General features: G+C 52.1%; 16 protein-coding genes and 1 pseudogene. 8 read left to right on the top strand and 9 right to left on the bottom strand.

The genetic code is table 11. From position 1 onward, the window contains the following. Window positions 1-117 precede the first annotated feature (117 nt). The 8 genes from FOA19_RS09055 (at window position 118) to FOA19_RS09020 (ending at window position 8754) form a co-directional block, all read left to right on the top strand. Window positions 118-1950: an ABC transporter ATP-binding protein gene (locus FOA19_RS09055; protein ID WP_149090405.1), complete on the top strand. Its 1833-nt coding sequence runs from the start codon at window positions 118-120 to the stop codon at window positions 1948-1950. Between the two features lie 376 nt (window positions 1951-2326). Continuing rightward, window positions 2327-2824 carry a hypothetical protein gene (locus FOA19_RS09050; protein ID WP_149090404.1) on the top strand — a complete coding sequence of 166 codons (498 nt, stop codon included), beginning with the start codon at window positions 2327-2329 and terminating at the stop codon, window positions 2822-2824. 3 nt (window positions 2825-2827) lie between these two features. Next, entirely contained in the window at window positions 2828-3412 is a 585-nt protein-coding gene (gene lpcA, locus FOA19_RS09045; RefSeq protein ID WP_149090403.1) for a D-sedoheptulose 7-phosphate isomerase, read from the top strand. 220 nt (window positions 3413-3632) lie between these two features. Beyond that, a complete protein-coding gene (locus tag FOA19_RS09040) occupies window positions 3633-5171 on the top strand; it encodes a YifB family Mg chelatase-like AAA ATPase (RefSeq protein WP_149090402.1) in 1539 nt (512 codons plus the stop codon). Window positions 5172-5547: 376 nt separating this feature from the next. Beyond that, entirely contained in the window at window positions 5548-6153 is a 606-nt protein-coding gene (locus tag FOA19_RS09035) for a porin family protein (RefSeq protein WP_149090401.1), read from the top strand. 82 nt (window positions 6154-6235) lie between these two features. Next, entirely contained in the window at window positions 6236-6841 is a 606-nt protein-coding gene (locus FOA19_RS09030; protein ID WP_149090400.1) for a porin family protein, read from the top strand. 420 nt (window positions 6842-7261) lie between these two features. Further along, window positions 7262-7915 (top strand): porin family protein, encoded by a 654-nt coding sequence (locus tag FOA19_RS09025; RefSeq protein WP_149090399.1) that lies wholly within the window; start codon window positions 7262-7264, stop codon window positions 7913-7915. Between the two features lie 188 nt (window positions 7916-8103). Beyond that, window positions 8104-8754 (top strand): porin family protein, encoded by a 651-nt coding sequence (locus tag FOA19_RS09020; RefSeq protein WP_149090398.1) that lies wholly within the window; start codon window positions 8104-8106, stop codon window positions 8752-8754. Window positions 8755-8884: 130 nt separating this feature from the next. On the opposite strand, the pseudogene FOA19_RS09015 reads toward FOA19_RS09020, so the two are convergent. The 9 genes and pseudogenes from FOA19_RS09015 to uvrA form a co-directional block, all read right to left on the bottom strand. Further along, window positions 8885-10264: pseudogene (locus FOA19_RS09015) on the bottom strand (dipeptidase); the annotation flags it as partial. Between the two features lie 190 nt (window positions 10265-10454). Then, window positions 10455-11099: a glycerol-3-phosphate 1-O-acyltransferase PlsY gene (gene plsY, locus FOA19_RS09010; protein ID WP_149090396.1), complete on the bottom strand. Its 645-nt coding sequence runs from the start codon at window positions 11097-11099 to the stop codon at window positions 10455-10457. 212 nt (window positions 11100-11311) lie between these two features. Next, on the bottom strand, window positions 11312-16588 hold the full coding sequence (locus FOA19_RS09005; RefSeq protein WP_149090395.1) for a hypothetical protein: 5277 nt from the start codon (window positions 16586-16588) through the stop codon (window positions 11312-11314). 22 nt (window positions 16589-16610) lie between these two features. Then, on the bottom strand, window positions 16611-17450 hold the full coding sequence (gene prmA / locus FOA19_RS09000; RefSeq protein ID WP_149090394.1) for a 50S ribosomal protein L11 methyltransferase: 840 nt from the start codon (window positions 17448-17450) through the stop codon (window positions 16611-16613). A 267-nt stretch (window positions 17451-17717) separates the two neighbouring features. After that, a complete protein-coding gene (tpiA, locus tag FOA19_RS08995) occupies window positions 17718-18482 on the bottom strand; it encodes a triose-phosphate isomerase (RefSeq protein WP_149090393.1) in 765 nt (254 codons plus the stop codon). A gap of 180 nt (window positions 18483-18662) precedes the next feature. Further along, entirely contained in the window at window positions 18663-19814 is a 1152-nt protein-coding gene (locus FOA19_RS08990; RefSeq protein WP_149090392.1) for a lycopene cyclase family protein, read from the bottom strand. Further along, the gene (locus FOA19_RS08985; protein WP_149090391.1) at window positions 19804-20469 is read right to left on the bottom strand and encodes a carotenoid biosynthesis protein; all 666 of its coding nucleotides are present in this window, start codon (window positions 20467-20469) and stop codon (window positions 19804-19806) included. The genes FOA19_RS08990 and FOA19_RS08985 overlap by 11 nt, the downstream gene beginning before the upstream one ends. A gap of 99 nt (window positions 20470-20568) precedes the next feature. Continuing rightward, window positions 20569-21264 (bottom strand): YiiX family permuted papain-like enzyme, encoded by a 696-nt coding sequence (locus FOA19_RS08980; RefSeq protein ID WP_149090390.1) that lies wholly within the window; start codon window positions 21262-21264, stop codon window positions 20569-20571. Window positions 21265-21489: 225 nt separating this feature from the next. Then, window positions 21490-24306, bottom strand: a complete 2817-nt coding sequence (gene uvrA, locus FOA19_RS08975; protein WP_149090389.1) for an excinuclease ABC subunit UvrA — start codon at window positions 24304-24306, stop codon at window positions 21490-21492. Between the last annotated feature and the right edge of the window lie 57 nt (window positions 24307-24363).

The raw sequence follows: 24363 nt of genomic DNA, 5'->3' as shown, positions 1-24363 counted from the left end.
TCTTTCTAACCCAGAAGGAGGCGCTGCCGTTTTCTGCCTCTTTTCCAGAAAACAAGCCCGAAAGGCATATTAGAACCGGGTGCGGTTACATTCCGGCAAAGCCGTACCTTTGCAGGAATGAAAACTTATTTCCGCATTTTAAAATTTGCGCGGCCGTTTAGCCAATACGTTCCGTGGTACGCCATGGCCACCTTATTGGCCACCATCTTCGGGGTTCTGAACTTCGGGTTGCTGGCTCCTTTGCTGAAGGTATTGTTTGGGCAAGCCAAAAGCATGGATGACATTCCGGCAGCGGTCCCGGCATTTGAGTTCAATATCAGCTGGTTCACCCAATTCTTCTACTACCATGTGGGTCAGATCATCCAGGCCGAAGGCAGTATTGGGGCTTTGCGCTTCATCTGTCTCATGCTGGTGATCTCGGTGCTGCTGGCGAATGTGTTCCGCTATATCGGCCTCCGGATTGAGGGGGTGGTACGGGCCCGGGTGGTGAAGAACCTCAGAATGCAGGTGTTTGAGCGCCTCACGCAGCTGCAGTTAGGCTTTTTTTCCAACCAGCGCAAAGGCAATATTATGTCAACGCTCACCAACGATGTGCAGGAAGTAGAGAATTCTGTGGTGAGTACCTTGAACGTGCTGTTCCGGGAGCCTTTCCTTTTGATCGGGTATTTTGTGGTGCTGTTCTACATTTCGCCGCAGCTCACGTTTTTCAGTTTGCTCGTGTTGCCAGTTTCGGGGTTGATCATCTCCAGCATCTCTAAGAAGCTGAAGCGGCAGTCGTCGCAGGGGCAGGATGCGCTGGGTTCTATCCTGGGCATCATTGACGAGACCTTAAGCGGATTGCGTGTCATCAAAGGGTTCAATGCCCAACCGTACGTGCTGGACAAGTTCCGGCAGAGCAATAGCCTGTACGCGCGCATCATCACCTCCATGAACAACAAACGCAGCCTGGCCTCGCCTTTCTCTGAGTTCATGGGCGTCTCGGCGGTGGCGGGCATTCTGTTCTACGGCGGATCTTTGGTGCTGCGCGGCGAGTCTGACCTGGGCGGCGAGGACCTGATTGCCTATCTGGCTTTGTTCTCTCAGGTGTTGGTGCCGGTGAAAGCCATCTCCAACGCGTTCAGCAACATCCAGCGCGGATTAGTTTCCGGGGAGCGCGTATTGGCCCTTATTGACACCGAACCCCTGATCAGAGACCGGCCCGATTCTAAAACGCTGCCTGAGTTCACCCAGGCCATTGAGTTCAAGAACGTAGGTTTCCGGTACGCCAATGATCCCATTCTGCAGAACATTAACCTGACCATCCCCAAAGGCAAAACCATCGCGTTGGTGGGTCCGTCCGGCGGCGGTAAATCCACGTTAGCCGACCTGTTGCCCCGTTTCTATGACCCCACCGAGGGCGCCATCACCATTGACGGTCTGGATCTGCGCGATTGCTCTTTGTTCTCTATCCGGGAGCAGATGGGCATTGTGACGCAGGAATCTATCCTCTTCAACGATACCATCTTCAACAACATCGCCTTTAACAAGACCGATGCCACCGAGGTCGAGGTCATGGCCGCCGCCAGAATCGCGAACGCGCACGAGTTCATCATGCAGTCACCGGAAGGTTATCAGACCGTCATCGGGGACCGGGGCAGCAAACTATCTGGTGGGCAGCGCCAGCGCCTGAGCATCGCTCGGGCCATCCTTAAAAACCCTCCAATTTTGATTATGGACGAGGCCACCTCGGCGCTGGATACAGAGTCTGAGAAACTGGTGCAGGAAGCCTTGACCAACCTCATGAAGAACCGTACCTCGTTGGTGATTGCGCATCGCCTGAGCACCATCCAGCACGCCGATGAGATCATTGTACTGCAGGGCGGCCGTATTGTGGAGCGCGGGAACCATGCCCAACTGGTGCAGCACGGCGGCGTGTACCATAAACTCACCCAGATGCAGCACACCTCGTAACCATTTTCGTCTAATGTTCAGAAGCCGTTTAGCGCTTGTTTTCAGAAAACAGCCGCTAAACGGCTTCTGCTTTTCTGGAAGTTTTCATCACAAAAACGCCAACCCACCCCTACCCCTCCGAGGAGGGGAGTATCAGATAAAGAAGATTATAATGATAGGTCTAATGAGTGGTAAAGGCGCTGTTTTGTAGTAATAGCGTCGCAAGGTAAAATTCCCCTCCTCGGAGGGGTAGGGGTGGGTTGGCGCTAAATAGACAAACAAGCTACTTTTCAGAACCTCATTTCTATCATCTTCAGGCGTTTCACAGCTATTTCCTGGCGTTTGCGTACAGGTATATATTCATTATTCTTAATGTTTACCCACAATCTGTACGGCTATGGAATCCCTGAAGAAGTTTATAAATATTGCGGTGATGGTGTATTTGCTCATTGCCTTTCTGTTTCTGCTGCGCATTTTAAGCGTTTCTAAGTTTGTGATGCTGTTTGACTTAGCCCATGACGCCGAGTTCTTCAACTACCTGCTTTGGATGGGGGCTGTGTTGCTGCTGGCAGAACTCTTGGTAGAAAACGTGTATATTGCCACCCTAAAACGGAGCTTGGAACGCGAGCGCCGCCAACACACGGATCTGAAGGCGAAACACACCGAGTGGAAAGCGAAACATTATGACCAACAGCTGAAAACCTCGGCCACGCCGCTTATCCCGGAGCCTGCCTCTAACAGGGCTGAGCCCCTGGCGCCGCAACAGCACCGCCATTCGAATGCTTCGGCGGAGGACGAGCAGACTTTGATTATCACGCCGGCTCCCATTCCGCCAACCGTAAATCCGGATGAAAACCCCAACCTGCCGCCGGCAGAACACCGGCCTTTTGTATAGTACATGACTACCTCTCCTTCTGCCCTCATTCTGCAGGAACTGCAACAAGCCCAACAGGTGCTCACCGATTTTCTGACCCAGCCCACCACCGTTTCCTCTATTGAAGCAGCGGCGCAGCTCATGGCCAACAGCCTGAAGAACGGAGGCAAGATACTTTCCTGCGGCAACGGAGGCTCTATGTGTGACGCCATGCACTTCGCCGAGGAACTCACCGGCCGCTACCGCGATGACCGGGCGCCCATGGCCGCCATCTCTATCTCAGATCCCAGCCACATGAGCTGCGTGTCTAATGACTACGGCTATGACCTCATCTTCTCCCGGTACGTGCAGGCCCTGGTAAGACCCGGCGATGTATTGTTGGGCATCAGCACCAGCGGCAACTCGGCTAACGTGCTCAAAGCCGCCGAGGCCGCCAAAGCCCAGGGCGCCTACGTGGTTACACTCACCGGCAAAGACGGCGGCAAACTGGCGCCCTTGAGCGATGTAGAAATCAGAGTGCCCCATTTCGGCTACGCCGATAGAATCCAGGAGATCCACATCAAAGTCATCCACATCCTGATTCTGCTGCTGGAGAAACACATGGCCTAATAGGCGTTCTGCAATTTACTTACAAGGGCGCTTTGCGCCTGATTTTCTTAAAACAGGGCTAAACCGTAGTTCCTTTTATCTGTACGCCTGGCACCTCCTAGCTAAATAGGTAGTTGAGGTTCCAGGTGTTGCTTCACTTCTGAATACTTCCTACGGAATTTATTGTGGCCGCTTGCTGTTGCGCTTCAAAATAATATCCAAAATTGTATTAGAATCATCTATGCTTGTCAAGACCTTCGGAAGCGCCGTACAGGGCGTGAATGCCTTCACCATCACCATTGAAGTAAACGTATCACCAGGCACCAAGTATTTTTTGGTAGGCTTGCCAGACAATGCCATCAAAGAAAGCGAGCAACGGATTGAATCTGCGCTCAAGCACCATGGCTACCGGATGCCGCGCCAGAAAGTAGTCATCAACATGGCGCCGGCCAACGTGCGCAAAGAAGGCTCGGCCTATGACCTGCCCATTGCCCTGGGTATTCTAGCAGCCTCTGAACAACTCCTCACCGACCATCTGGAACAGTACCTCATCATGGGTGAACTGGCGCTGGACGGGGAACTGAGACCCATCAAAGGCGTGCTGCCCATTGCCATACAGGCCCGCAAAGAAGGGTACAAAGGCTTTATCTTGCCCAAACAGAATGCTCAGGAAGCGGCCATTGTGAACAACCTGGATGTGATTGGCGTGTCTAACCTTAAAGAAGCCATAGACTTCCTGCGCGGCGACCTGGCCATTGAGCCGCTTAAAGTTGATACCCGCGACCACTTCCAGATGACCCTGCACCAGTACTCCGCCGATTTTGCCGATGTACAGGGTCAGGAAAACATTAAACGGGCGCTGGAGATTGCTGCGGCCGGCGGTCATAACGTGATCATGATTGGCCCACCCGGCGCTGGAAAAACCATGCTGGCCAAACGCCTGCCCTCCATCCTGCCGCCGCTCACCTTGCATGAGGCATTGGAGACCACTAAAATTCACTCTGTCGCAGGTAAGTTGGGTGTACAGGGTTCTCTTTTGGCGCAGCGGCCGTTCAGGGCACCACACCATACCATTTCAGACGTGGCACTGGTAGGCGGCGGCGGAAATCCGCAGCCCGGCGAGATTTCGCTTTCGCACAACGGGGTTCTTTTCCTGGATGAATTGCCGGAGTTCAAAAGAACCGTGCTGGAGGTCATGCGCCAACCGCTGGAAGAACGGCGGGTAAGTATCTCGCGGGCACGCCTCACCATTGATTTCCCGGCCAACTTTATGCTGGTGGCCAGCATGAACCCGTGCCCCTGTGGCTTCTATAATGACCCCAATAAAGATTGCGTCTGCGGACCTGGCGTGGTGCAGCGCTACCTGAACAAAGTAAGCGGCCCCTTATTAGACCGCATTGACCTGCACGTGGAGGTTACCCCGGTTTCTTTTGATCAGATGACCGAGACTCGCAAAACTGAGACCAGCGCTGATATAAGGGAGCGCGTAGAACAGGCGCGCCAATGGCAGGCCAACCGGTTCCAGGACTTCCCAGACATCCACTCCAACGCCATGATGCCACCGCAGATGGTCAAAGACCTATGCCGCATCAATGAGGCCGGCAGGTTGCTCTTGAAAGCCGCCATGGAGAAACTGGGGCTCTCGGCCCGGGCCTATGACCGCATCTTAAAAGTAAGCCGCACCATTGCCGACTTGGCTGGCTCCCAAGACATCAAAATAGAACACCTCGCCGAGGCCATTCAGTACCGCAGCCTAGACCGCGAAGGCTGGGCCGGCTAAGCCACTTCGCAAGACACACGCTTCCTTCATCCATTTCCTCCTGACGGACCATGCTTCTAGAAAGCAGTTCGTCAGGAGGATTTTTATTTTAATCAAGGATAGGGGTAATCTAATATAAGGCTGTCTAGTAGAGGAAGCAACGCAGCACAGAAGCCCTTTCCGGCAATTGATATTTGGCTCAGGAGCGTTGCAAGAAAGAGAAGTAAGAACTGTAACCAACAAGATCTGCCTATAGGATTACTACCCTCAAAGATTCTGAAGCAGGTCAGGTCAGAGACTTTATACTTACTTGTTAGTATATACAAAAACCAATATTTATCCTAAATAGCATTACCCGTTACTAACCCTTAAAATCCCTAAACCCTTATTATCAATCATGAAAAAAGTGTTTTTCTTTATTGCCGCATTGTTCACTACCTATTTTGCCCAAGCCCAGGAAGGCATCAAATTAGGTTTGAAAGCAGGTGTTAATGTGAGCAGTGTTGTTGGTAAAGACGAAGAAAACTTAGGCAACCTCCTTGGCCTTCATGCGGGCGGTTTCTTAGACTATGGTCTTACAGAACAGTTTTCCATCAGACCTGAGCTTCTTTACTCCATGAAAGGCTTCTATGCCGAAGCCGATGAAGAAGACTTTGAATACAAATCTTACCTCACCACCCACTACATAGAACTTCCGGTTTTAGCCAGATTCAAGGCGGGTAATTTCTTTGTTGAGGCGGGCCCTACCTTCTCTTACCTTTTAAGCGCGAAAACAAGAGAAGAAGGCGAGTTACTAGGCGAGGAATTTGAAGAAACCAAAACCGTAACAGATGAATTAAACAAGTTTGACCTTGGTGTTGCCGCCGGTTTTGGCTACCAGTTCCAGAGCGGACTTGGCCTTGGCTTACGCTATACCCGTGGTTTGAGCAAGTTAGACAAGTCTGAAGAAGCCAAAGTCTACAACTCTTCCTTTCAACTGGGAGTGAGTTACACGCTGAGATAATTACAGGAAGATTCATTTCCGGCCTACATGCCTTACTGGAGGCTCCCCCCATCATCAATTACTAACCTAAATAATAAACTTCATGAAAAAGCTAGTATTCTTTATTGCTGCATTGTTCACCACCTACTTCGCCCAAGCCCAGGAGGGCATCAAATTGGGGATAAAAGCAGGCGCGAACTTTACCAACGTTATGGGCGATGGCCTGGATGACGCTGAGTATCTCTTTGGTTTCCATGGTGGTCTCTTCGCAGACTACGGTATCTCTGAGATGATCTCTATCAGGCCAGAACTGCTGTATTCTTTGAAAGGCTTCAAGTTTGAAGGCGAAGAAGACGGCGAGGAGGCTACCCTAAAGTCACGACTGAGCTACATTGATGTTCCAATCCTGGCCCACATCAACGCCGGAGGCCTATTCTTTGAGTTAGGGCCTACCTTAGGTTTCATGGTGAACGACAAAAACACCATTGAAATTGGTGGCGATGAAATAGACTTGGACACCGAAGATGGAGAAGGATACAAGAAATTCGAATTTGGGTACGCTGCTGGTATAGGCTACCAGATGCCGGCCGGTCTTGGCATTGGCTTGCGCTACCAAGGCGGTATCACCAGCATCAATGAAGACGATGACATCAAAGTACGCAACTCTGTTTTCCAACTGTCTTTGAGCTATATGTTTGGAGGCAGATAATACATCTTCCCCATGATTTGAAAAGGGCCTCAATAGAGGCCCTTTTTTTCTGTCTACCATTTTAAGGCTCCTTTACTAAATATCCTATTGAGCCATAGTGCCTTTCTGTTCTTCTTTTGGGTGGAAGGAGTTTTAGGGGTCTTTTCAAGAAAACAGATAGAAAAGAGAATTTTTGATTTTCCATTTTGAGTGTGGAAGCGTTTCACCCCCTAACCAGGCTTAAAAGGCTTAATGCGCTGAGAAACAAAGCTTCTACCCCGTATTTTTATCTTTTTCTAAGTTGTTTAAATACGGCATTTTTCTACCTACACAGAAACTTAATACAGAAAATACCAACATTTTATTGCAGTGCCGTATAATGGGGTGAGTTTTACAAGGGTATGTCAGACAAACAACCCATAACCTAATTCCATTATCTCTATGAAAAAGATTGTATTATTTCTTGCAGCCGTGCTTTCCTTCAGCGTTGCACAAGCACAAAATGGTCCTAGAATTGGTCTCAGAGCCGGGGCAAATATGTCTAACATTTCTGGGGACTTAGATAACCAGGACATCTATGAAAACAAATTCGGGTTTGTGGGTGGTTTAACGGCCAACTTCGACCTGACCGGTGATGGCTTCTTATCTTTACAGCCAGAACTGCTTTACTCTCAGCGTGGCTACCAGTACCGCGATGATGAGTACATGGTAGGCAACCAGAACTACAGAAGCGAAGGAAGTGTCAACTTCAACTACCTTGACTTACCCGTGCTGCTAAGAATCAATGCAGGTGGCTTGTTCTTTGAAGGCGGACCACAGGCCTCTTACCTGCTAGGCATCAAAGACAAAAGCGAAACTTTCCTTGGAAATACCCAGACAGAGACCGAAAGAAAAGTAGAAAAAGACAATCTTTCTGAGTTTGAAATTGGCTATGTGGCTGGTTTAGGTTATCAGTTAGAGAACGGCCTTAGTTTAGGCCTTCGGTACAATGGTAGTATTAATGCCTTGGCCAATGAAGGTGACAATGATGATTTGACAAATGCCCGTCACTCTACTTTCCAATTGACCTTAGGCTTCTTGTTCCCTAGCCGGTAATAAAGTAAGTACTTGAAATAAGGAGGAACCGCTACTAGTGGTTCCTCCTATTTTTTTACCCCTACTGTTCAACCACTTAGCTTACACAAACACCCTAAATCTTGTTTGGCACAGCAATACTAGAAGTTAGGCACAGTGTTTGATTAAATATCTTCAAACAAGGGAACTAAATTCAACTTTTTAAAATCATGAAAAAATTCGTCTTCTTATTTGTAGCGGTTGTAGCCTCCTATGCAGCGCAGGCGCAGGCAACCTTCGGGATCAAAGGAGGTCTTAACTATTCTAACCTTTCTGGTGATCTGCAGAACGAGGAAAGATTCAACAACAAAATAGGTTTCAACGCCGGGGTTTACTTTAACGCGCCTATAATAGGTGATTTCTTCTCCATCCAGCCAGAAGTGCTGTACTCCAACAAAGGGTATAAGTATGATGACAAAGTAGAAACCAACTTGCTGGGCACTGAGTACCGCTACGAAGGAACCTCTAACTTCAACTACATTGATGTTCCGGTTTTGGCCCGTATCAAAGCCAGCAGCTTCTTCTTTGAGGCTGGTCCGCAGGTTTCTTACATGGTGAGCGTGAACGACAAAACCAAAGAGTACCGCAACGGCGAACTGGTAGACCGCTCGGTGAGCGAGAAAAGCAAGTCTGGCTACTCAGACTTTGAGGTAGGTTACGCTGCCGGGCTTGGGTTTGCGGCTGGTAACGGCATCAGCTTAGGCCTGCGTTACAACGGTGCGTTTACAGAACTGACCGATGATTCTCCGGCCCGTGGCGAGTTTAAAAACGCCCGTCACTCTTCTATCCAATTATCCCTGGCTTTCCCACTGAGCAGATAATCCAACGAGAAAAGACGCAAGGCAGAAGACTTCGCACATAAAAAAGCCCTGCACTCTTGGTGAGTGCAGGGCTTTTCTGTTTAAGGGCTGTTTTCAAAAAACCGGCTTGAAAACGGCGGCAATTAATTCCTTAGCTCTTGCCGTGCAATTGGGCGAAATGCTGGTAGAACAGCGGAATGGTTTCAATGCCTTTCATGAAGTTGAACACCCCAAAATGCTCATTGGGCGAGTGGATGGCATCTGAGTCCAACCCGAAGCCCATGAGCACGGTATCGGTTTCCAACACAGACTTGAACATGGCCACGATAGGAATACTGCCACCGCTGCGTACTGGTACCGGCTTCTTCCCGAAGGTGTCTTCCATGGCTCTGGCCGCTGCCTGGTAACCCGCCGAGGTGGTGGGCGTGACCACCGGCTCTCCGCCGTGGTGCGGTTTCACCACCACTTTCACGCTGGCCGGGGCAATAGACTCAAAATGTTTCTGGAACAGCGCACTTATTTCTTCTGAGGTCTGGTGCGGCACCAACCGCATAGAGATCTTAGCAAATGCTTTGGAAGGGATTACCGTCTTGGCGCCTTCGCCGGTGTAGCCGCCCCAGATGCCGTTCACGTCCAGCGTAGGCCTGATGGAATTACGCTCCATGGTGCTGTAGCCAGCCTCGCCGTGTACATCTGGCAAATCAAGGGCTATTTTGTAGGCATCCAGGCTGAAAGGGGCGCGGGCCATCTCGGCACGTTCTTCCTGGCTTAGTTCTTCCACGTTGTCATAGAACCCGGGAATGGTGATGTGGTTGTTCTCGTCGTGCAGCGAGGCAATCATCTTGCACAGGATGTTGATAGGGTTGGCCACGGCGCCGCCGTACAGCCCGGAGTGCAGGTCGCGGTTGGGTCCGGTCACCTCTACCTCGTGGTAGCTGAGGCCGCGCAGACCGGTAGTTACCGAGGGCACATCGTTCGCCAGCATGCCGGTGTCTGAAATGACAATGATATCGGCTTTGAGTCTTTCTTTGTTTTCTTTCACGAAGGTGGCCAGGTTCACAGAGCCTACTTCCTCTTCGCCCTCAATCATGAACTTCACGTTGCAGGGCAAGGCCTGTTGCTGCATCATGGTCTCAAACGCCTTCACGTGCATGTAGGTCTGGCCTTTGTCATCGCAGGCCCCCCGGGCGTAGATTTTTTCGTCTTTGATCACGGGCTCAAACGGCGGCGAGTTCCACAGTTCATAGGGATCGGCGGGTTGCACGTCGTAGTGTCCGTACACCAGCACCGTGGGTAAGGCCGGATCAATGATTTTATCGGCGTAGACAATAGGGTTGCCGGCCGTCTTGAACAGCTGCGCATTGTCTGCCCCGGCCGCCTCTAACTTCTCTCTCAGGAATTCAGCCGCCCGCATCACGTCTCCTTTAAAAGACAGGTCTGCGCTCACCGATGGAATACGTAACAACTCCAGCAACTCTTGCAGAAACCGGTCTTTGTTCTCTTCAATATAGGCTTTCATAGTATGGGATTGATGGTGGGTGAAGTTAAAAACAAAAAGCGTCCTTCTAAGGAAAGAAAGCCGCTTTTATCATGAATTCGCTTAATCTCAGCCTTCCAGAAGTTGTGCTTCCGCTTTGCGGCAATGCTCTTCTGTTTTCGGCCTGTTTTCCTAGAAGTACCCCGAAAAGGAAATCTGACTTCTGCCGATAACCCGCGAGCGTTTACTTGCTTTTGAAAGGGTTAATGTTGGCCTTGCTTTCCACGCCCTGCAACAGCCGGTTGATGTTCTTTTTATGGGTCAAGACCACCATTACAGCAATGAAAATCCCGAAGATGGGCAGCAAAAGGTTGTCTGGCCGGAACATGGGCAGCATCAGCAGCAAAGGGAAAGAAATTGCGGCCAGCATAGAACTCAGCGACACGTATTTGGTCAGGAGCAGCACCACCACAAAGATGCCCAGGCAGATCAAAGCCACCGGCAAGTGTACCGCCAGCACCATGCCCATGACCGTAGCTACGCCTTTGCCGCCTTTAAAGCCCACGTATATCGGAAAGATATGGCCAATCACGGCCACCACGCCCAGAATGAGTTTGAACATAATCAGTTGCTGCGGCTCAATCGCCTCCCAGTTCACCAGCAGGTTGGCCAATGAGGTAGCGGCCCAGCCTTTCAGAATATCCACGGCCATGACAATGGAGCCGGGCTTCTTGCCCAGCACCCGGAAGGTATTGGTAGCGCCGGCGTTGCCGCTGCCGTGCTGCCGCACGTCAATGCCGTAAAACTTCTTGCCCACCCACACCGCCGTAGGGATAGACCCAATCAGATAAGCCAATAAAATGATTCCGCCAATAATGACTAGCTCCATGTGTGTCCGTGGTTTTGTAGATCTGCTTTCTTAGATACGGCTGCCGCCGATAGGGTTCTGAAAAATATATTCCTTCAAATATAGGCAAACCCTGCCCATAGCCCAACACCTGTTAGGCCGTTCACAGAACATCCCGTTTCCGGGCTGTTTCTGGGAAACCGGCCTGAAAACGGGATGCTGTTGAAGGTAAAGAATGGGGTTCTGAGCCTCAGTTAATTGCCGGTAGGCGGAATGTCGGGCGGGGTCTCCCCTGCTTTCTTCTTCTTGTCTTTTTTCTTTTTGTCAGAAGTTTCTTCTTTTCCATCGGTTACCGGAGTTTCAAAGCCTGAAGGAATATCAACTTCGGCCTCCTTCTTTTTCTTCTTGTCTTTTCCTTTGGCTTCTTCCACTGGGGATACCGGCGTTTCAAAGCCAGCAGGAACAGCATCAGCGGCTTCCTCTTTCTTTTTCTTCTTGCTCTTTTTGTCTTCCTCTGGCTGGTCTACCGGATTATCAAAGCCTGGCGGTGTTGCGCCAGTGTCCACCATCTCCTCGCCTTTCTTTTTCTTCTTGCTCTTCTTGCCAGTGTCTTCCTCGGTGGCTGTGTCAAAGGTATTGTACACTGGCTGCGGGGCTGCTTTCAAAGGCTCTTTGCCCAGGTACGTCTTCCGGAAGTAGTTCACAAATTCCATTCGGTCAATATCCTCCAACGGGTAGAAGGTGTAATCTCCTCCGGCCACGGTTCTTCCTTTTGACTTGGAGGCCACCGCTCCGTTGAACTGCGGATCTGAAGAGGTCATGCCCAAACCGCCTTCAAAGAAGTTGAAGTAATACCACAGGTAGGGGTTCACCTCCAGGTACATGGCAACGGCATCACCGGCAGGGCCTGCCTTTATCTCAATGTGCCCCGTGATTTTTGCGTTTACATCTACCTTGTCAATACCGGCTATACTGATAGGCCCTTCGCTGTACCATGCATTTTTCTTCGTGGACCATTTAAAGTTCACCTGGTTCAGCACCAACGTATGGATTAGCTTTTCAGAGATCTTTGAGAAGGGAACGTATCCTTTGGCCGTGGCCGCGGTGAATGCCGGCACGCCTTTGTCGCCAATGAAGGCGGCCAGTTTAAACGGAAGCGTAGGGTTATTCAGGTCTACTCCTTCCGGGAGTCCGGCTACTTCTTTCGCCACTTTCGCGCCCATGCTTTCTATGGCTTGGGAAGGGGCGTCAAAGTCAAAGGCAATGAAGGTGTCTAACTCATACCGGCTGCTATCAGTGCGGCCGGTACCGGTGCCCACGGTGGTCATCTTGAACCCTTTCACCCGCCTGATCAGGTTGAACTGCCCGTCGTATTTGGCTTCTTTGGTAGCGTCATTGTACTGGAGCATGTTTCCGGTGTAGGAGTTTCCGTACGCGCGGCCTTCGTCTCCTATCTTGTACATCTTCTCTTCTTTGTTGAAAGAAAGCACGCCCTGCACGTCAAACACGTCTATGTCATCTTCAAACTGCTTCTTAGAAACAAAGGTGTTGTAGATTTTACCGGAGGTGGTGTTCAGGTGAATACCGGTTTTCAGCGGTGTGCCGTCTGCCAGCGCCGGGTCCTTGATTTCTATGCGCACGTCCTCTGGGTCTACCCCGTCGCGCTTATAAGGGAACCAGTCGGCGCTCTCCTTGCCTCCGAAGAGCATCTTGGCGTATCCGTCAAAGTTCAGTGTCTTTTTATTGGAGGCTACCGCCACGTTACCGTAGTAGCGCACCTTAGGGATGATAAACAAGGTGTCTTTCTCATTTACCGTTCCCTCGGCCAGGAAGAAGGCCGGGGCCTTGGCATCGTCTTTTTTCCCGCCTTCTGGCCGCTGCCAGCCAAACTTATCGAACTTGATCTTGTAGGCGTCCCCGCTCGCGTTAGCGAAAGAGTAAATGGCGTTCCCCGTGATACCGAACCGGTTGTCTACGTGCAGTTCCCCCTTCACCATCTGGTGGTATTTCTGCACGGAGTCCATGGCCAAGCTGGCTTTCTGGAAGGTCTTCAGCTCGGCACCTTTCATGAACTGCACCCGGTTGCTGTCTGGGATGATGTAACTATCGCCAATAGGAATGTACGGCACCCCGGTGGCTACCAGTGTGTAGTTGCTGAAGTCATAGGTGGCCCCTTTGGCCTTGAAAGCAAGTGAGTCATCACCGGTTTTCATGGAATAGAAGTAAGACTCGCCTCCACCCTCGTTCCCGCTGGTCAGCGTGAGTTTTCTGGATTTGAAATCCCATTTACCCGCAGACAGAGAAGATTTGTACTGGGCAAACGGAAACTCCGTTGTGGCGCTGCCTATTCTTTCGGCTTTGTACTCTGCGTAGCCTTCATCCATGTGGAAATCTAGGACTACATCAAAGGTAGTGAGCGCAGGCGTCTTCTTATCGGCGGAAGCCACTTCCATACCGGCCTGGTTTCCATGAATGAGTCCTTTCTTGAACACGAAATGCGGAGATTTCATGGCCACTTCTTTGTTCTCCACCACGCCATTTCCAAATAGGGAAGACGGCGTGAAGCCCAGCATGCCTTTGTAAGTGAACCGGTCATTGAAGATGCTCATGAGCTCGCGCCCCACGGTATGGATCTGCAGGGTGTCCTGGAAAGGTTTCCATTTCATGGTGAAGGCCTTGAAGGTTCCGCTGGGGTAAGAGCCCTGTGCCACGGTGCCTTCTTTGAAGCTTCCTTTCTTACCTACGGTAGTAATGGCGGAGTCTACGAAGAACACAAAGCCCGGCGAGAACATAGTAGCGGTCTGGTAGCTCAGAACACCTTTCCCGCGCAGACCTTTGGTGTCCATGGTGAGGGTATCCGTGAAGCGTCCTTTGCCGCCGTACACTGCAAACCCGGCTTTTGGCACCGGATACTGGAAGCCCAGCGCTCCGTCTGGCTGAATGGCGAGCTTGGTCTCAAAAGGCGGGAAGATGCCCCCCGAGTTGAACGTTCCCTTGAACCCGATGACGTTGTTCTTGGTACTGGCCATGCTGTCAATCTTGAACGGCGGAATGTTGAAATACACGGTAGTGTCATACACCCCACCCAGGATTTCGGGTTTGTTGAAGTACACCGTAGCTCCAGAGATCGCGTCTAGTGCCGGATAGCCTTGAGATTTCTTGCTGCCTGATTTATTGTCTGGGCGATTGAGGTACAGCTTGGCCTGGCCTTTGCCGCCTCGGTTCACCAAGGTGAAAGGTGTTTCTTTTTCTTTGCCGTCCTTGCTCTTGGTTCTGGTGGTCAGGACCGTGGAGTCAATTTTGGCCAAATCAATAAAGAAGCCGTCATAGTCAAAAAGGAACTCCTTGCCCCTGAAACTGAAGTCAGTGGACTTGACCTTGCCGTTGAACAGCATGTTACGGTTCTTTTTGATGCGCACAATCTGGCTGTCTGGCTCCACCACTACCGAGGAGTCTTTGTTAAAGGCAAAGGATTCCACGCCCCGTAGAACCAAGTCACCGCTGGCCAGGTCCAGGGTGGCGTTCCGGCCCGCCGGAGACAGTGCGTTCAGGTTGATGTAATCGTAGTCTTTCTTGTTGCGGGAGGCATCTACGTAGTGATAGGCTTTCTCGCGGAGTTGCACCTGTCCCGTAGTAGCGTCATAATCCAGGTAATTGCTCTGGGCCAGAGTGGTGAGCGCCTGGTGCAACACCTCTTTCTTGAGCTTTGTATCCTCGGCCATCTGGGCCAGGTAGAACGTCTGGCTGCCAATCTTCGCTCCGTACCCTACGGTAGTGTACAGCGGGTGGAAATTGGAGATAGTCTTGATCTGCTGAAAACGTGCCTCGGTGAAGTATTCCTTGGAGTTCACCTGCACCGGCACCTGGTTTTTCGCCGTCAGGATGGAGAACTCAATGTTAGGCTCCGTGATGTTCCAGGCCGCCATATCGGTGGTGAGTTCCACCTGGTGGTAGGAATGGTAATACGGCGTAAGCTTGTACAATCCTTCGGGATTGATGAGCACCAGGCGCTTTCCAGCTTTGTTATACTTGAACTTCACCCCCGGGTGAGTGACCGAATCTTTCCCCTGGAATAAGGCGATGCCGGCTTCCGGAGCGGTGATCAAAGAATCATTGATGGTGTAGTTACGCGAGGTAGCCCTGAATTTGCGCTCCCCTTTGTCTGACACCCAGATGGTGGAGGGGCTACCGTCCAGCGCCGCACTCATGAGGGTACCACCCGATAAGGAAAGACCGCCCAGGTACTTGATATCCTCGCCAAAGCGCTTGATCTTGGCGTTGCTGGTGTGGGAGATAAACTTAGGATAACCGTTGTCTCCGTTCGCTTTGGCTTTGGTAAGCCGGTATTCCAGGTTACCCCGGATGCTGTTTTCCAACACCGCCGGGAACGTCAGGGTTACGTCTTCTACCTTGAAAGCGGGTTTAGCTACCTCAAAGGTAAGGCCCTTGAACTCAGCCGTGGCATCGCCGCCCAGTTGGTTCCAAACCAGTTTACCGCCGTTACCGGCATAAATCCCGTTGGCCAGTGACACAGCGCCGGTGGCTTCTTTGATGGTCACAGAGTCAGACGCGGAGGTAAACACCAGGTCAGCTTTCTCCATTACCACCACCGGACCTGCCAGCACTGGCAAAGGAACAGCAAAGTATTCTGCCTCCACCGGCTTGGCGGGCTCTGCTTTTACCGGATCCGGCTCTTTTTTAGCTACCGCGGTTTTAGTGCCCGTTGATTTTTTAGCGCTGCTGGATTTCTTGGCGGTTTTTGGTGCCGGCTTGGTTACTTTCTTAGGGGTGTCCCAGGCAGCCCAGGGGTCTTCTTCAGCCGGTTTGGCTGCTTTCTTAGGAGCGGCCCAAGGATCGTCCTCCGCCGGCTTCACTGCTTTCTTGGGGGCAGATTTAGGGGCAGGAGCCGTAGCTTTAGTGCCTTTGGTGCCTTTGGCGGTTGGTGCCGGTGTTGTTTTAGGCGCTACGGCGGCAGGAGTTTCCTCAGCGGCTCCCCAGCCAGCGTCAGCGGGGCTTGCGGCTGCGGTACCTTCTCGGTACTCAAAGGAGAAAGTGCCGCCTTGCGCCTGCAGGGTGTTGGTAGGACCTTTGTAAAGCGTCTTACTCAGCAAGAACTGCTGGGTATTAGCCAGAAAACGCTCATACACCTTTACATCCTGCTTCTGGAGGGTCTGCTCCATCACTTTCAGGAGTTGGTCCAGGTTGGCGCCGGTGTACTGGTACTGGTTCACGCTGGTACCCAACGTACCCAGGAAATTCTCAAAGTGCGGCCGCGACTTGAGCTTTTTCTTGAGCATCTCCTGGGCCAGGTCCATGACCTTTTTCTTCTGGGAAGAACTCAGGCGGCCACTGGCCCAGGCGCCCTCAAAACCGGTGCCCACCTGCACGGCGGCGGCGTTCTTGGTGCCGGCCATCATGGCGCGCATGTCCAGCACAAATTGCTCAGGATCCTCGGCGGAGACCTTGTAGGTTTGGGCATGGCTGGCCAGGCCACTCAGTAAAAGAATCAGAAAGAGGTAACAATGCTTCATAATCTTAGGCTGAATAGACAGGCTATTTTGTGGCTGTTTTCCGGAAAATGGCCGAAACCCAGTTGTTCTTGTTTCTGGAGGTCTCAAAAATAAGGCCAAGCTCTGTGGCCCTTTCTTGCAGTATGGGAAGGTCTTCGGTGTAGAAGCCGCTCAGCACCAACGGATTTCCGGGTAGCAGCAATTGGCTGTACACCGGCATGTCTTCCAAGAGCACGTTGCGGTTGATGTTGGCCAGGATGAGGTCAAACGGTGCCTCGCCCTGCAGCACAGAGGCATCGCCCAGGCGCACTTCCAGCGTCTGGCACTTGTTGCGCTCGGCGTTCTCGCAGGCATTCTCCACGGTCCAGTCCTCAATGTCCACACCCAGCACCTCACGCGCACCTAGTTGTTCCGCCATGATGGCCAGAATGCCGGTGCCGCAGCCCATGTCCAGCACGCGCTTGCCGCTGTGGTCAAGGGTGAGTTGGTTTTCAATCATGAGCGTGGTGGTCTCGTGGTGCCCCGTCCCGAAGGACATTTTAGGCGTGATCACGATATCGTATTCAATTCCTTGGGGCTTGGGGTGGAAATCGGCGCGCACGGATACTTTATCGGCAATGAGCAGCGGCTCAAAGTTCTTCTCCCACTCCTCGTTCCAGTTCTGTTTGGCGATGCTCTGGGTTTGGTACGGGAACTCCCCGGCAAAGCGGTAGCGCTCCAAAACCTCCTGCAGAGCTTCCTCAGAGAATCTATCATCTTCAATATAGGCTTGGAATCCTTCCTCGGTGTCCTGGAAGGTGTCAAAGCCAAGTTCGCCCAGCTCCGCAATCAGGATTTCTGAGTATTCTGGCGATGCGGTGATGGTTACTTCAATAAAACTCATACGCGTGTTTATACAAATTCTGCCATTTGGCAGAAGAGGTGGTAAATATTTCAACGAAAATAAGAGTAAAATCTTGCGTTTTAGACTTATTTCCAGAAAAGGAAACGAAAAGTGTAAAATAAAATCTATGACCGAAGCTACCCCAAAGCGGATACCAAGTTGGCCTAAAAGCATTTTGGGCCTGTTTTGCACAAAACAGGCCCAAAATATAAAGATTATACTATATAAATATTCTGACCACTCTTAAAGTAGACCAGACATAGTCAACTAGAAGGATTTAATGATATCGGTGAAGTCCCTTGACTTAAGCGAGGCGCCGCCAATGAGGCCGCCATCCACGTCTGGCTGCGCGAACAATTCTTTCGCGTTGCCGGGGTTGGCGCTACCGCCGTACAGAATGGTTTTGTTGTAGGCTGCCTCGGCGTCAAAGATGCGGGAAAGCTCTTCTCTGATGTAGGCGTGCATCTCCTGCGCCTGCTGGCTGCTGGCCGTGCGCCCCGTCCCGATGGCCCAGATAGGCTCGTAGGCAATCACAATCTGGTCGAACTCCTCGTTGCTCAGGTGCGCCACGGTGTCTCGCAGTTGCTGGCCCACATATTGGAAATGGTCCTCAGCCTCGCGTACTTCCAACGGCTCGCCGCAGCAGAAGATTGGCTTAATGCCCTGCGCCAACGCGGCTTTCATTTTCTTGAACAGCAGATCTGCGTCTTCGTGGTGGTACTGCCGGCGCTCTGAGTGGCCCACCAACACGTACTCCACGCCTACGGATTTCAACATGGCTGCCGATACCTCGCCAGTGTAGGCGCCGCTCTCGTGGGCGCTCACATCCTGGGCCGCCAAATGCATGCGTTGGTTGCCCTGGATGAGCTTGCTGATGGAGTGCAGGAACGGGAACGGCGGCGTTACAATCACCTCCACGTTGTCTGCGGTGACCTCGTCTTTCACCATGTTGTCAATCTCACTTACCAGCGCCTGGGCATCTTGGTAGGTTTTGTTCATTTTCCAGTTGCCGGCAACAATGTTCTTTCTCATAGCCACTAATGATTGAAATAGATGGAAACGACTGACTCTAGCGCAGCCGCCTTTTAGGTTCATTTTTCTGAAAACAGGTCTGAAACGGCCCGAGTCTTTGAAGGCATGGACCGTTGGGCCGCTAAGTTAAGGATTTTGCCGTATGTGCGTGCCTCCTTCCGGCCACAGGCCGGGGAGCGCTCATTTGCCGGAAGCTTGTTTAACGGCGGCAGCCAGGAAAACCTGCTGGTCCATGGCGTGCATGATCCGGAGGTCTTCCCACAGCGAAGTTTCCTCATTCAGGAATTTGAGGATGAGGCTGGCTGGCAACTTGCTGAACATGCTATGGAAAATTTCCCAAGACGCCAGTTTCTTTTCCAGCAGCACCCGCAGGAACACGCTATCATAAAACGCGAACTTGTCTATGGTCTTCGCCGATCCCGCCAGCGGTTTCTTGCCCTGCGCCAGGTTCTGGGCAATAGCCGCGCACTGCCGCTGGATAAAGCTGAAGGTGTAACCCGTAGATGCCTTGGTGGCCCCGCCCGCTGTGCCTATGTTGACCACCCGCTCACTTATGCTTTTAGAGAACGGCGCATCGGTCATAGGAATAATCCCGAACTCCTCATGGGTGATCTCATACTCGGTGATGCGCAGGTAGTCTCGGAGGTATTGCTTTATCTCACAGTCATAGGCTTCCTGCGGCAACGCCGCCTCTGAGAACCCGGTGTATTCCACCAGCGCCTCGTGGGCATTGACCGGCAACACGTACATAAAGCGGCAGTCCTGGTGCTGCGCCACCCTGAAATCCATGAGCGTAGGCTCAGCGGGGTTGAAGGCGGGTTGGGCTGTTTTGATGAAAATGCCCTTAAAATGCTGCACCAGGTAATGCTTGCCCGTTACTTTGGGAATCTGAAAGAGTACACTGTTGAACACGTACTGCGCCTGGTACACCGCCTGCTTTCCGGTAATCACGCCCTCAGGGTCCAGAGACACGATCTCGTCCTGCCGGAACTCCACGTTAGGAAAGTCCTTCATCAGGCTGAAGCAATGCTGGTAGAAAGACAGGCTGTCCAGCATTTTGTACCGGTACGGACTGATGTCCAGCAGCGCCGAGAACTTGGGCGAGTGGAAGTACAGTTGGCTCCATTGGCTTTTAAGGCAGCTCTCAAAAGGGCTTTCGCCGGTTTGCCAGAAACACCAGGTACGGTCATTCTTTTGCTTGGCGTCTCGGTCCAGCAGCAGAATCCGTTTGGATTGCAGTTCCGGGTGCCCCAGCAAGTGGCACATCAGGCTTAGGCCCGCCGCTCCGGCTCCCGCAATAATGTAGTCATACGTGAGGGACTTATCCGGCATAAAAGAACTCCACTACGTTGAGCAACAGGAAAAACACGAACTGCACCAGCAGAAAGTAGGGCGCAAAAAAATTGCAGGAATTTTTGAGCAGCGGAATAAGCACCAGCGCGAACAGATAACTGAAAACGTACCAAGCCAGATAGTTCTGCAGCGGCGGAGTGTGGCTGTCCCAATACCAGAAATCGAACTTCTCGCAGACTTGTTCAATGAGGAAATCAATGGTCACCGGGATAGCCGCCGCGAGGGCCGCTTTTACCCAATAAGGTCGTTGCCAAACATTTACCACCGCTACCGAGGCAAAGCACAAAGCCGCCCAATTCATGCCAATCACCAACGGCACGTCCATGAACTTGTACCCAAACGCCTCGCCATAATGGTAGGCGCCAAACACCTGACCCGTCCGTACGCCAATAATCTCGGCGGTTAAGCCCACCAGAAACACCCCCACAGCACCCAGCACCATCTTTACCGTCAGGCCCTGGTGGTTCCACAGCAGCAATCCGGTGGCCAGCACCAGGTTTAAAGGCGTATTGCTCAGAAACCAATCTCGGAAAGGTGTGTAGAACCCAATAAGCCCGCACACGTGGAACAGGCAGATGATGCCCACGGCCAGGTGAAGTTTTTGGACAGGAAGCGGAGCGGTGAGTTCCTTCATTCTTGGGTGAGCTTGATAAGAGTGATGACGCAAAGGCAGCTATACGATGCGGGGACAATATAGTGAACCATTGCCATTAAGAATTGTTCTGACCTTCCTTCACTTCTCCACTACCGTCACCAACAAATCAGAGGCAAACATACTGGCCGGCGAGATCACATTTTCTTCATACGGAATGTTACGGCCGTAGCGTTCGCGCATCTTGGCCTGCACCGGTTTGGCACTTAGGTCAAAGTCTTTGAGTTTCTCCAGTTTGCCTATCTCTATGCCGGCGGCCCGCTGATAGACTTTCCAGATAAGCTCTGAGCAGTAGATTTTGTCATCAGACCACTCAAAGGTGAGGTCATAGTCTTTTCCGGCCAGTTTCTGCCCCTCCTGCTTCATTTTGGCCAACACCGATGGCGTGAGCACCTCATCTGCCTTCTTCAAACGCTTGACCACAAAATGGCCGCCCTCGCCGCGGGCAATCCATTTGGCCAAAGGCGTGGTAGAAACCGGCTGCACGGCTTCATAGACAAAGTAGTTTCCGCCTTCCTGGTACACAATGCCGCAGTGGCTGTACTTTGATTTCGTGGCCACCTGAATGGCCTGGCTCTGCGCCGAGCGTGAGGTGTGGAAAATGAGATCGCCGTTCTGCAGTTCCTTGGAAGCAGATAGTTCCCGCACCCGTTCCGCCGCTCTCTCCTGGTATTCTTCAGGGCTGGGTTTCCCGTAACGTTTTTCCAGAAAGTAACCAGCTGTTACCAAAGGAAGAAGTACCCATAACGCCAGTAGAATTTTTGAGCGGAGTTTCATACCACAAGGTAATAGAAATATTTTTTTTCAAAACAGTCACTGTAGGGGCAATCCCTTGTGGTTGCCATTTAAGGTAGCAAACGTGAAAGGGCAACCACAAGGGATTGCCCCTACCTTTGGAACGCCAGCAATAAAAAAGACCTGTGAAGTTTTGAGAACTTCACAGGTCTGTATCAATGGCTACCGTTTTAAAACCTTTTCTTCAAGAACAGCCGCTAAACAGGTTTATAACTTCGGCTTCAGATACTTGCCAGTGTGGTTGTCTTCCTGCTTCACCAAATCTTCTGGGGTACCTTCAAACAGTAAGTGACCGCCGTTGGTACCTCCTTCAGGGCCGAGGTCAATAATCCAGTCGGCGCATTTGATGATGTCCATGTTGTGCTCGATGACCAGCACGGTGTTGCCGTTTTCCACTAGGGCATTCAGGGCCGTTAACAGCTTGCTGATGTCATGGAAGTGGAGACCGGTGCTAGGCTCATCGAAGATGAACAGGATGTTGCCGTTGTGCGGGGTAGCGCCTTTGGTCAGGAAAGAGGCTAGTTTCACGCGCTGCGCCTCCCCTCCCGATAAGGTGTTGCTGGACTGCCCCAACCGGATGTAGCCTAAGCCCACATCTTGCAGCGGCTTCAGTTTCTCCAATATTTTCGGTTGGTCTTTGAAGAAAATCAAGCTGTCGTCAATGGTCATGTCCAGCACTTCGGAGATATTTTTCTCGTGGTACTGAATGTCCAGGATGTCCTGTTTAAACTTCTGTCCGCCGCAGGCCTCACAGGTCAGATAGATATCCGCCATGAACTGCATCTCAATCTTCACCTGGCCTTCGCCCTGGCACACTTCGCAGCGGCCGCCTTCAATATTGAAGGAGAAGTGCGATGGCTTGAACCCACGGGCTTTCGCCAGTGGCTGATCGGCGTACATGGTTCTGATGGCATCGTAGGCTTTCACGTACGTCACCGGGTTAGAGCGCGACGACTTCCCAATGGGATTCTGGTCCACAAACTCCACGTGGGCCACCTTGTTGATGTCGCCGGTTAACTTATCGAATTTACCCGTAGCATCGGCATGGCCGCCCAGGGCTTTGATCAGCGACGGGGCCAGAATCTTCTTCACCAAGGTAGATTTACCGGAACCACTCACGCCCGTCACCACCGTCATGACATCCAATGGAAATTTCGCCGATACATTCTTGAGGTTGTTCTCGCGGGCGCCGTGTACTTCCACGCAGTTGCGCCATGGTCTGCGCTGGGCAGGCACCGGCACTTCCATGCGGCCACTCAGGTAACGACCGGTATAGGTATCGCTTTTCAGGAGTTCGTCAAAAGTACCCTGAAACATGAGGTTTCCACCACCGGAACCAGCTTCCGGACCAATGTCCAAGACCTGATCCGCGACTTCCATCATGCCCTCTTCGTGCTCCACCACAATCACGGTATTGCCCATCTGCTGCAAAGTGCGCAGTACGCCAATCAATTGGTCAGCGTCTTTGGGGTGCAGCCCGATACTAGGCTCATCCAGGATGTACATAGAGCCCACCAGTGCGCTGCCAAGAGAAGTTGCCAGGTTGATGCGCTGGCTTTCGCCACCAGATAATGTATTGGACAAGCGGTTCAAGGTCAAATAGCCCAGGCCTACACGCGTCAGGTAGCTCAGACGGTTCGTCACCTCGGTCACCAGACGGTCGGCCACGGCCATGTCATGCTCGCTTAGGTTCAGGTTATGGAAGAAGTCCAGCGTTTTGGTCACGGGCATGAGCACCAGGTCGGTGATGCTTTTTCCGTCTACTTTCACGTAACTGGCATCTTTCCGCAGGCGCGAGCCTTTGCAGTCCGGGCAAGCAGTGCGGCCGCGGTAGCGAGACAAGAGCACGCGGTACTGGATTTTATGCGTCTGCGCCGAGATGTGCTTAAAGAAATCGGTGAGGCCACCGAAGTATTTGTTACCCGTCCAGAGCAATTCCTGCTCTTCTTCGGTGAGTTCGTTGTAGGGGCGGTGAATCGGAAAATCGAAGCGCACGCCGTTCTTGAGCAAAGGCTGCAGCCACTCGTTCTGTTTCTCAGTGCGCCACGGCGCAATGGCCCCTTCGTACACCGTCAGGCTTTTGTCTGGGATGACCAGGTCGGGGTCAATGCCCAGCACGCTGCCCCAGCCTTCGCAGGTCTGGCAGGCGCCGTACGGGTTATTGAAAGAGAAGAAGTTCACGTTAGGCTCCTCGAACACCATGCCATCCAACTCAAAGCGGTTGGAGAACACGCGGGTCTCTTCGCCGATCTGGATGTGGCACTCATCATGGCCTTCATAGAAAGCGGTCTGCACCGAGTCTGCCAGGCGCATCTGCAGGCTTTCGTCTTCCTCGCCCTGCTTGATCACGGCGCGGTCAATCAGGATGGACACCGCGCCTTTGGGCTCTTTCTGGCCTTCGGCGATGAGTTCCTCAATGAAAGAGACCTCGCCGTTATAGAGCACGCGGGAATAACCTTTCTGCAGGAGCAAGTCCAGTTCTTTACTAAGCTTGCGGTCTTTGCTTTGCTGCAGCGGCGCCAGGATCATGATGCGGGTTCCGTCTTCCAGGGTCATCAGGAAATCAACTACACTGGAGACGGTGTCTTTTTTCACTTCCTGCCCCGAAACGGGAGAAATGGTTTTGCCAATGCGGGCGTACAGCAGCTTGAGGTAATCATAAATCTCGGTGCTGGTGCCCACAGTGGAGCGGTTGTTCCGGATGCTCACCTTCTGCTCAATGGCGATGGCCGGACTGATGCCGCGGATGTAATCCACGTCGGGCTTGTCCATGCGGCCCAGGAACTGGCGGGCGTAGGAGCTCAAGCTCTCCACGTACATGCGCTGCCCCTCGGCGTAGAGCGTGTCAAAGGCTAAAGATGATTTACCGGAACCGGAAAGGCCGGTGACCACAATGAACTGGTTGCGCGGAAGGGCCACGCTCAGGTTCTTTAAGTTATGGACGCGGGCCCGTTTGATGATGATGTGCTCGCGGGCGTCCAGCGCGTCTAATTCGGTATCTTGTTGGATGAGATCTTCTGTCATATGGAATTATAGCCTCTCTAGAACAACAACCGGGGCAGAATAATTCTGTTTACCCGT

The organism is Rufibacter hautae (genome assembly GCF_008271695.1).
GTDB classification, from domain to species: Bacteria; Bacteroidota; Bacteroidia; order Cytophagales; family Hymenobacteraceae; genus Nibribacter; species Nibribacter hautae.
The sequence above is the reverse complement of the archived record's forward strand: the minus strand, read 5'-3'. Positions and strand labels throughout refer to the sequence as shown.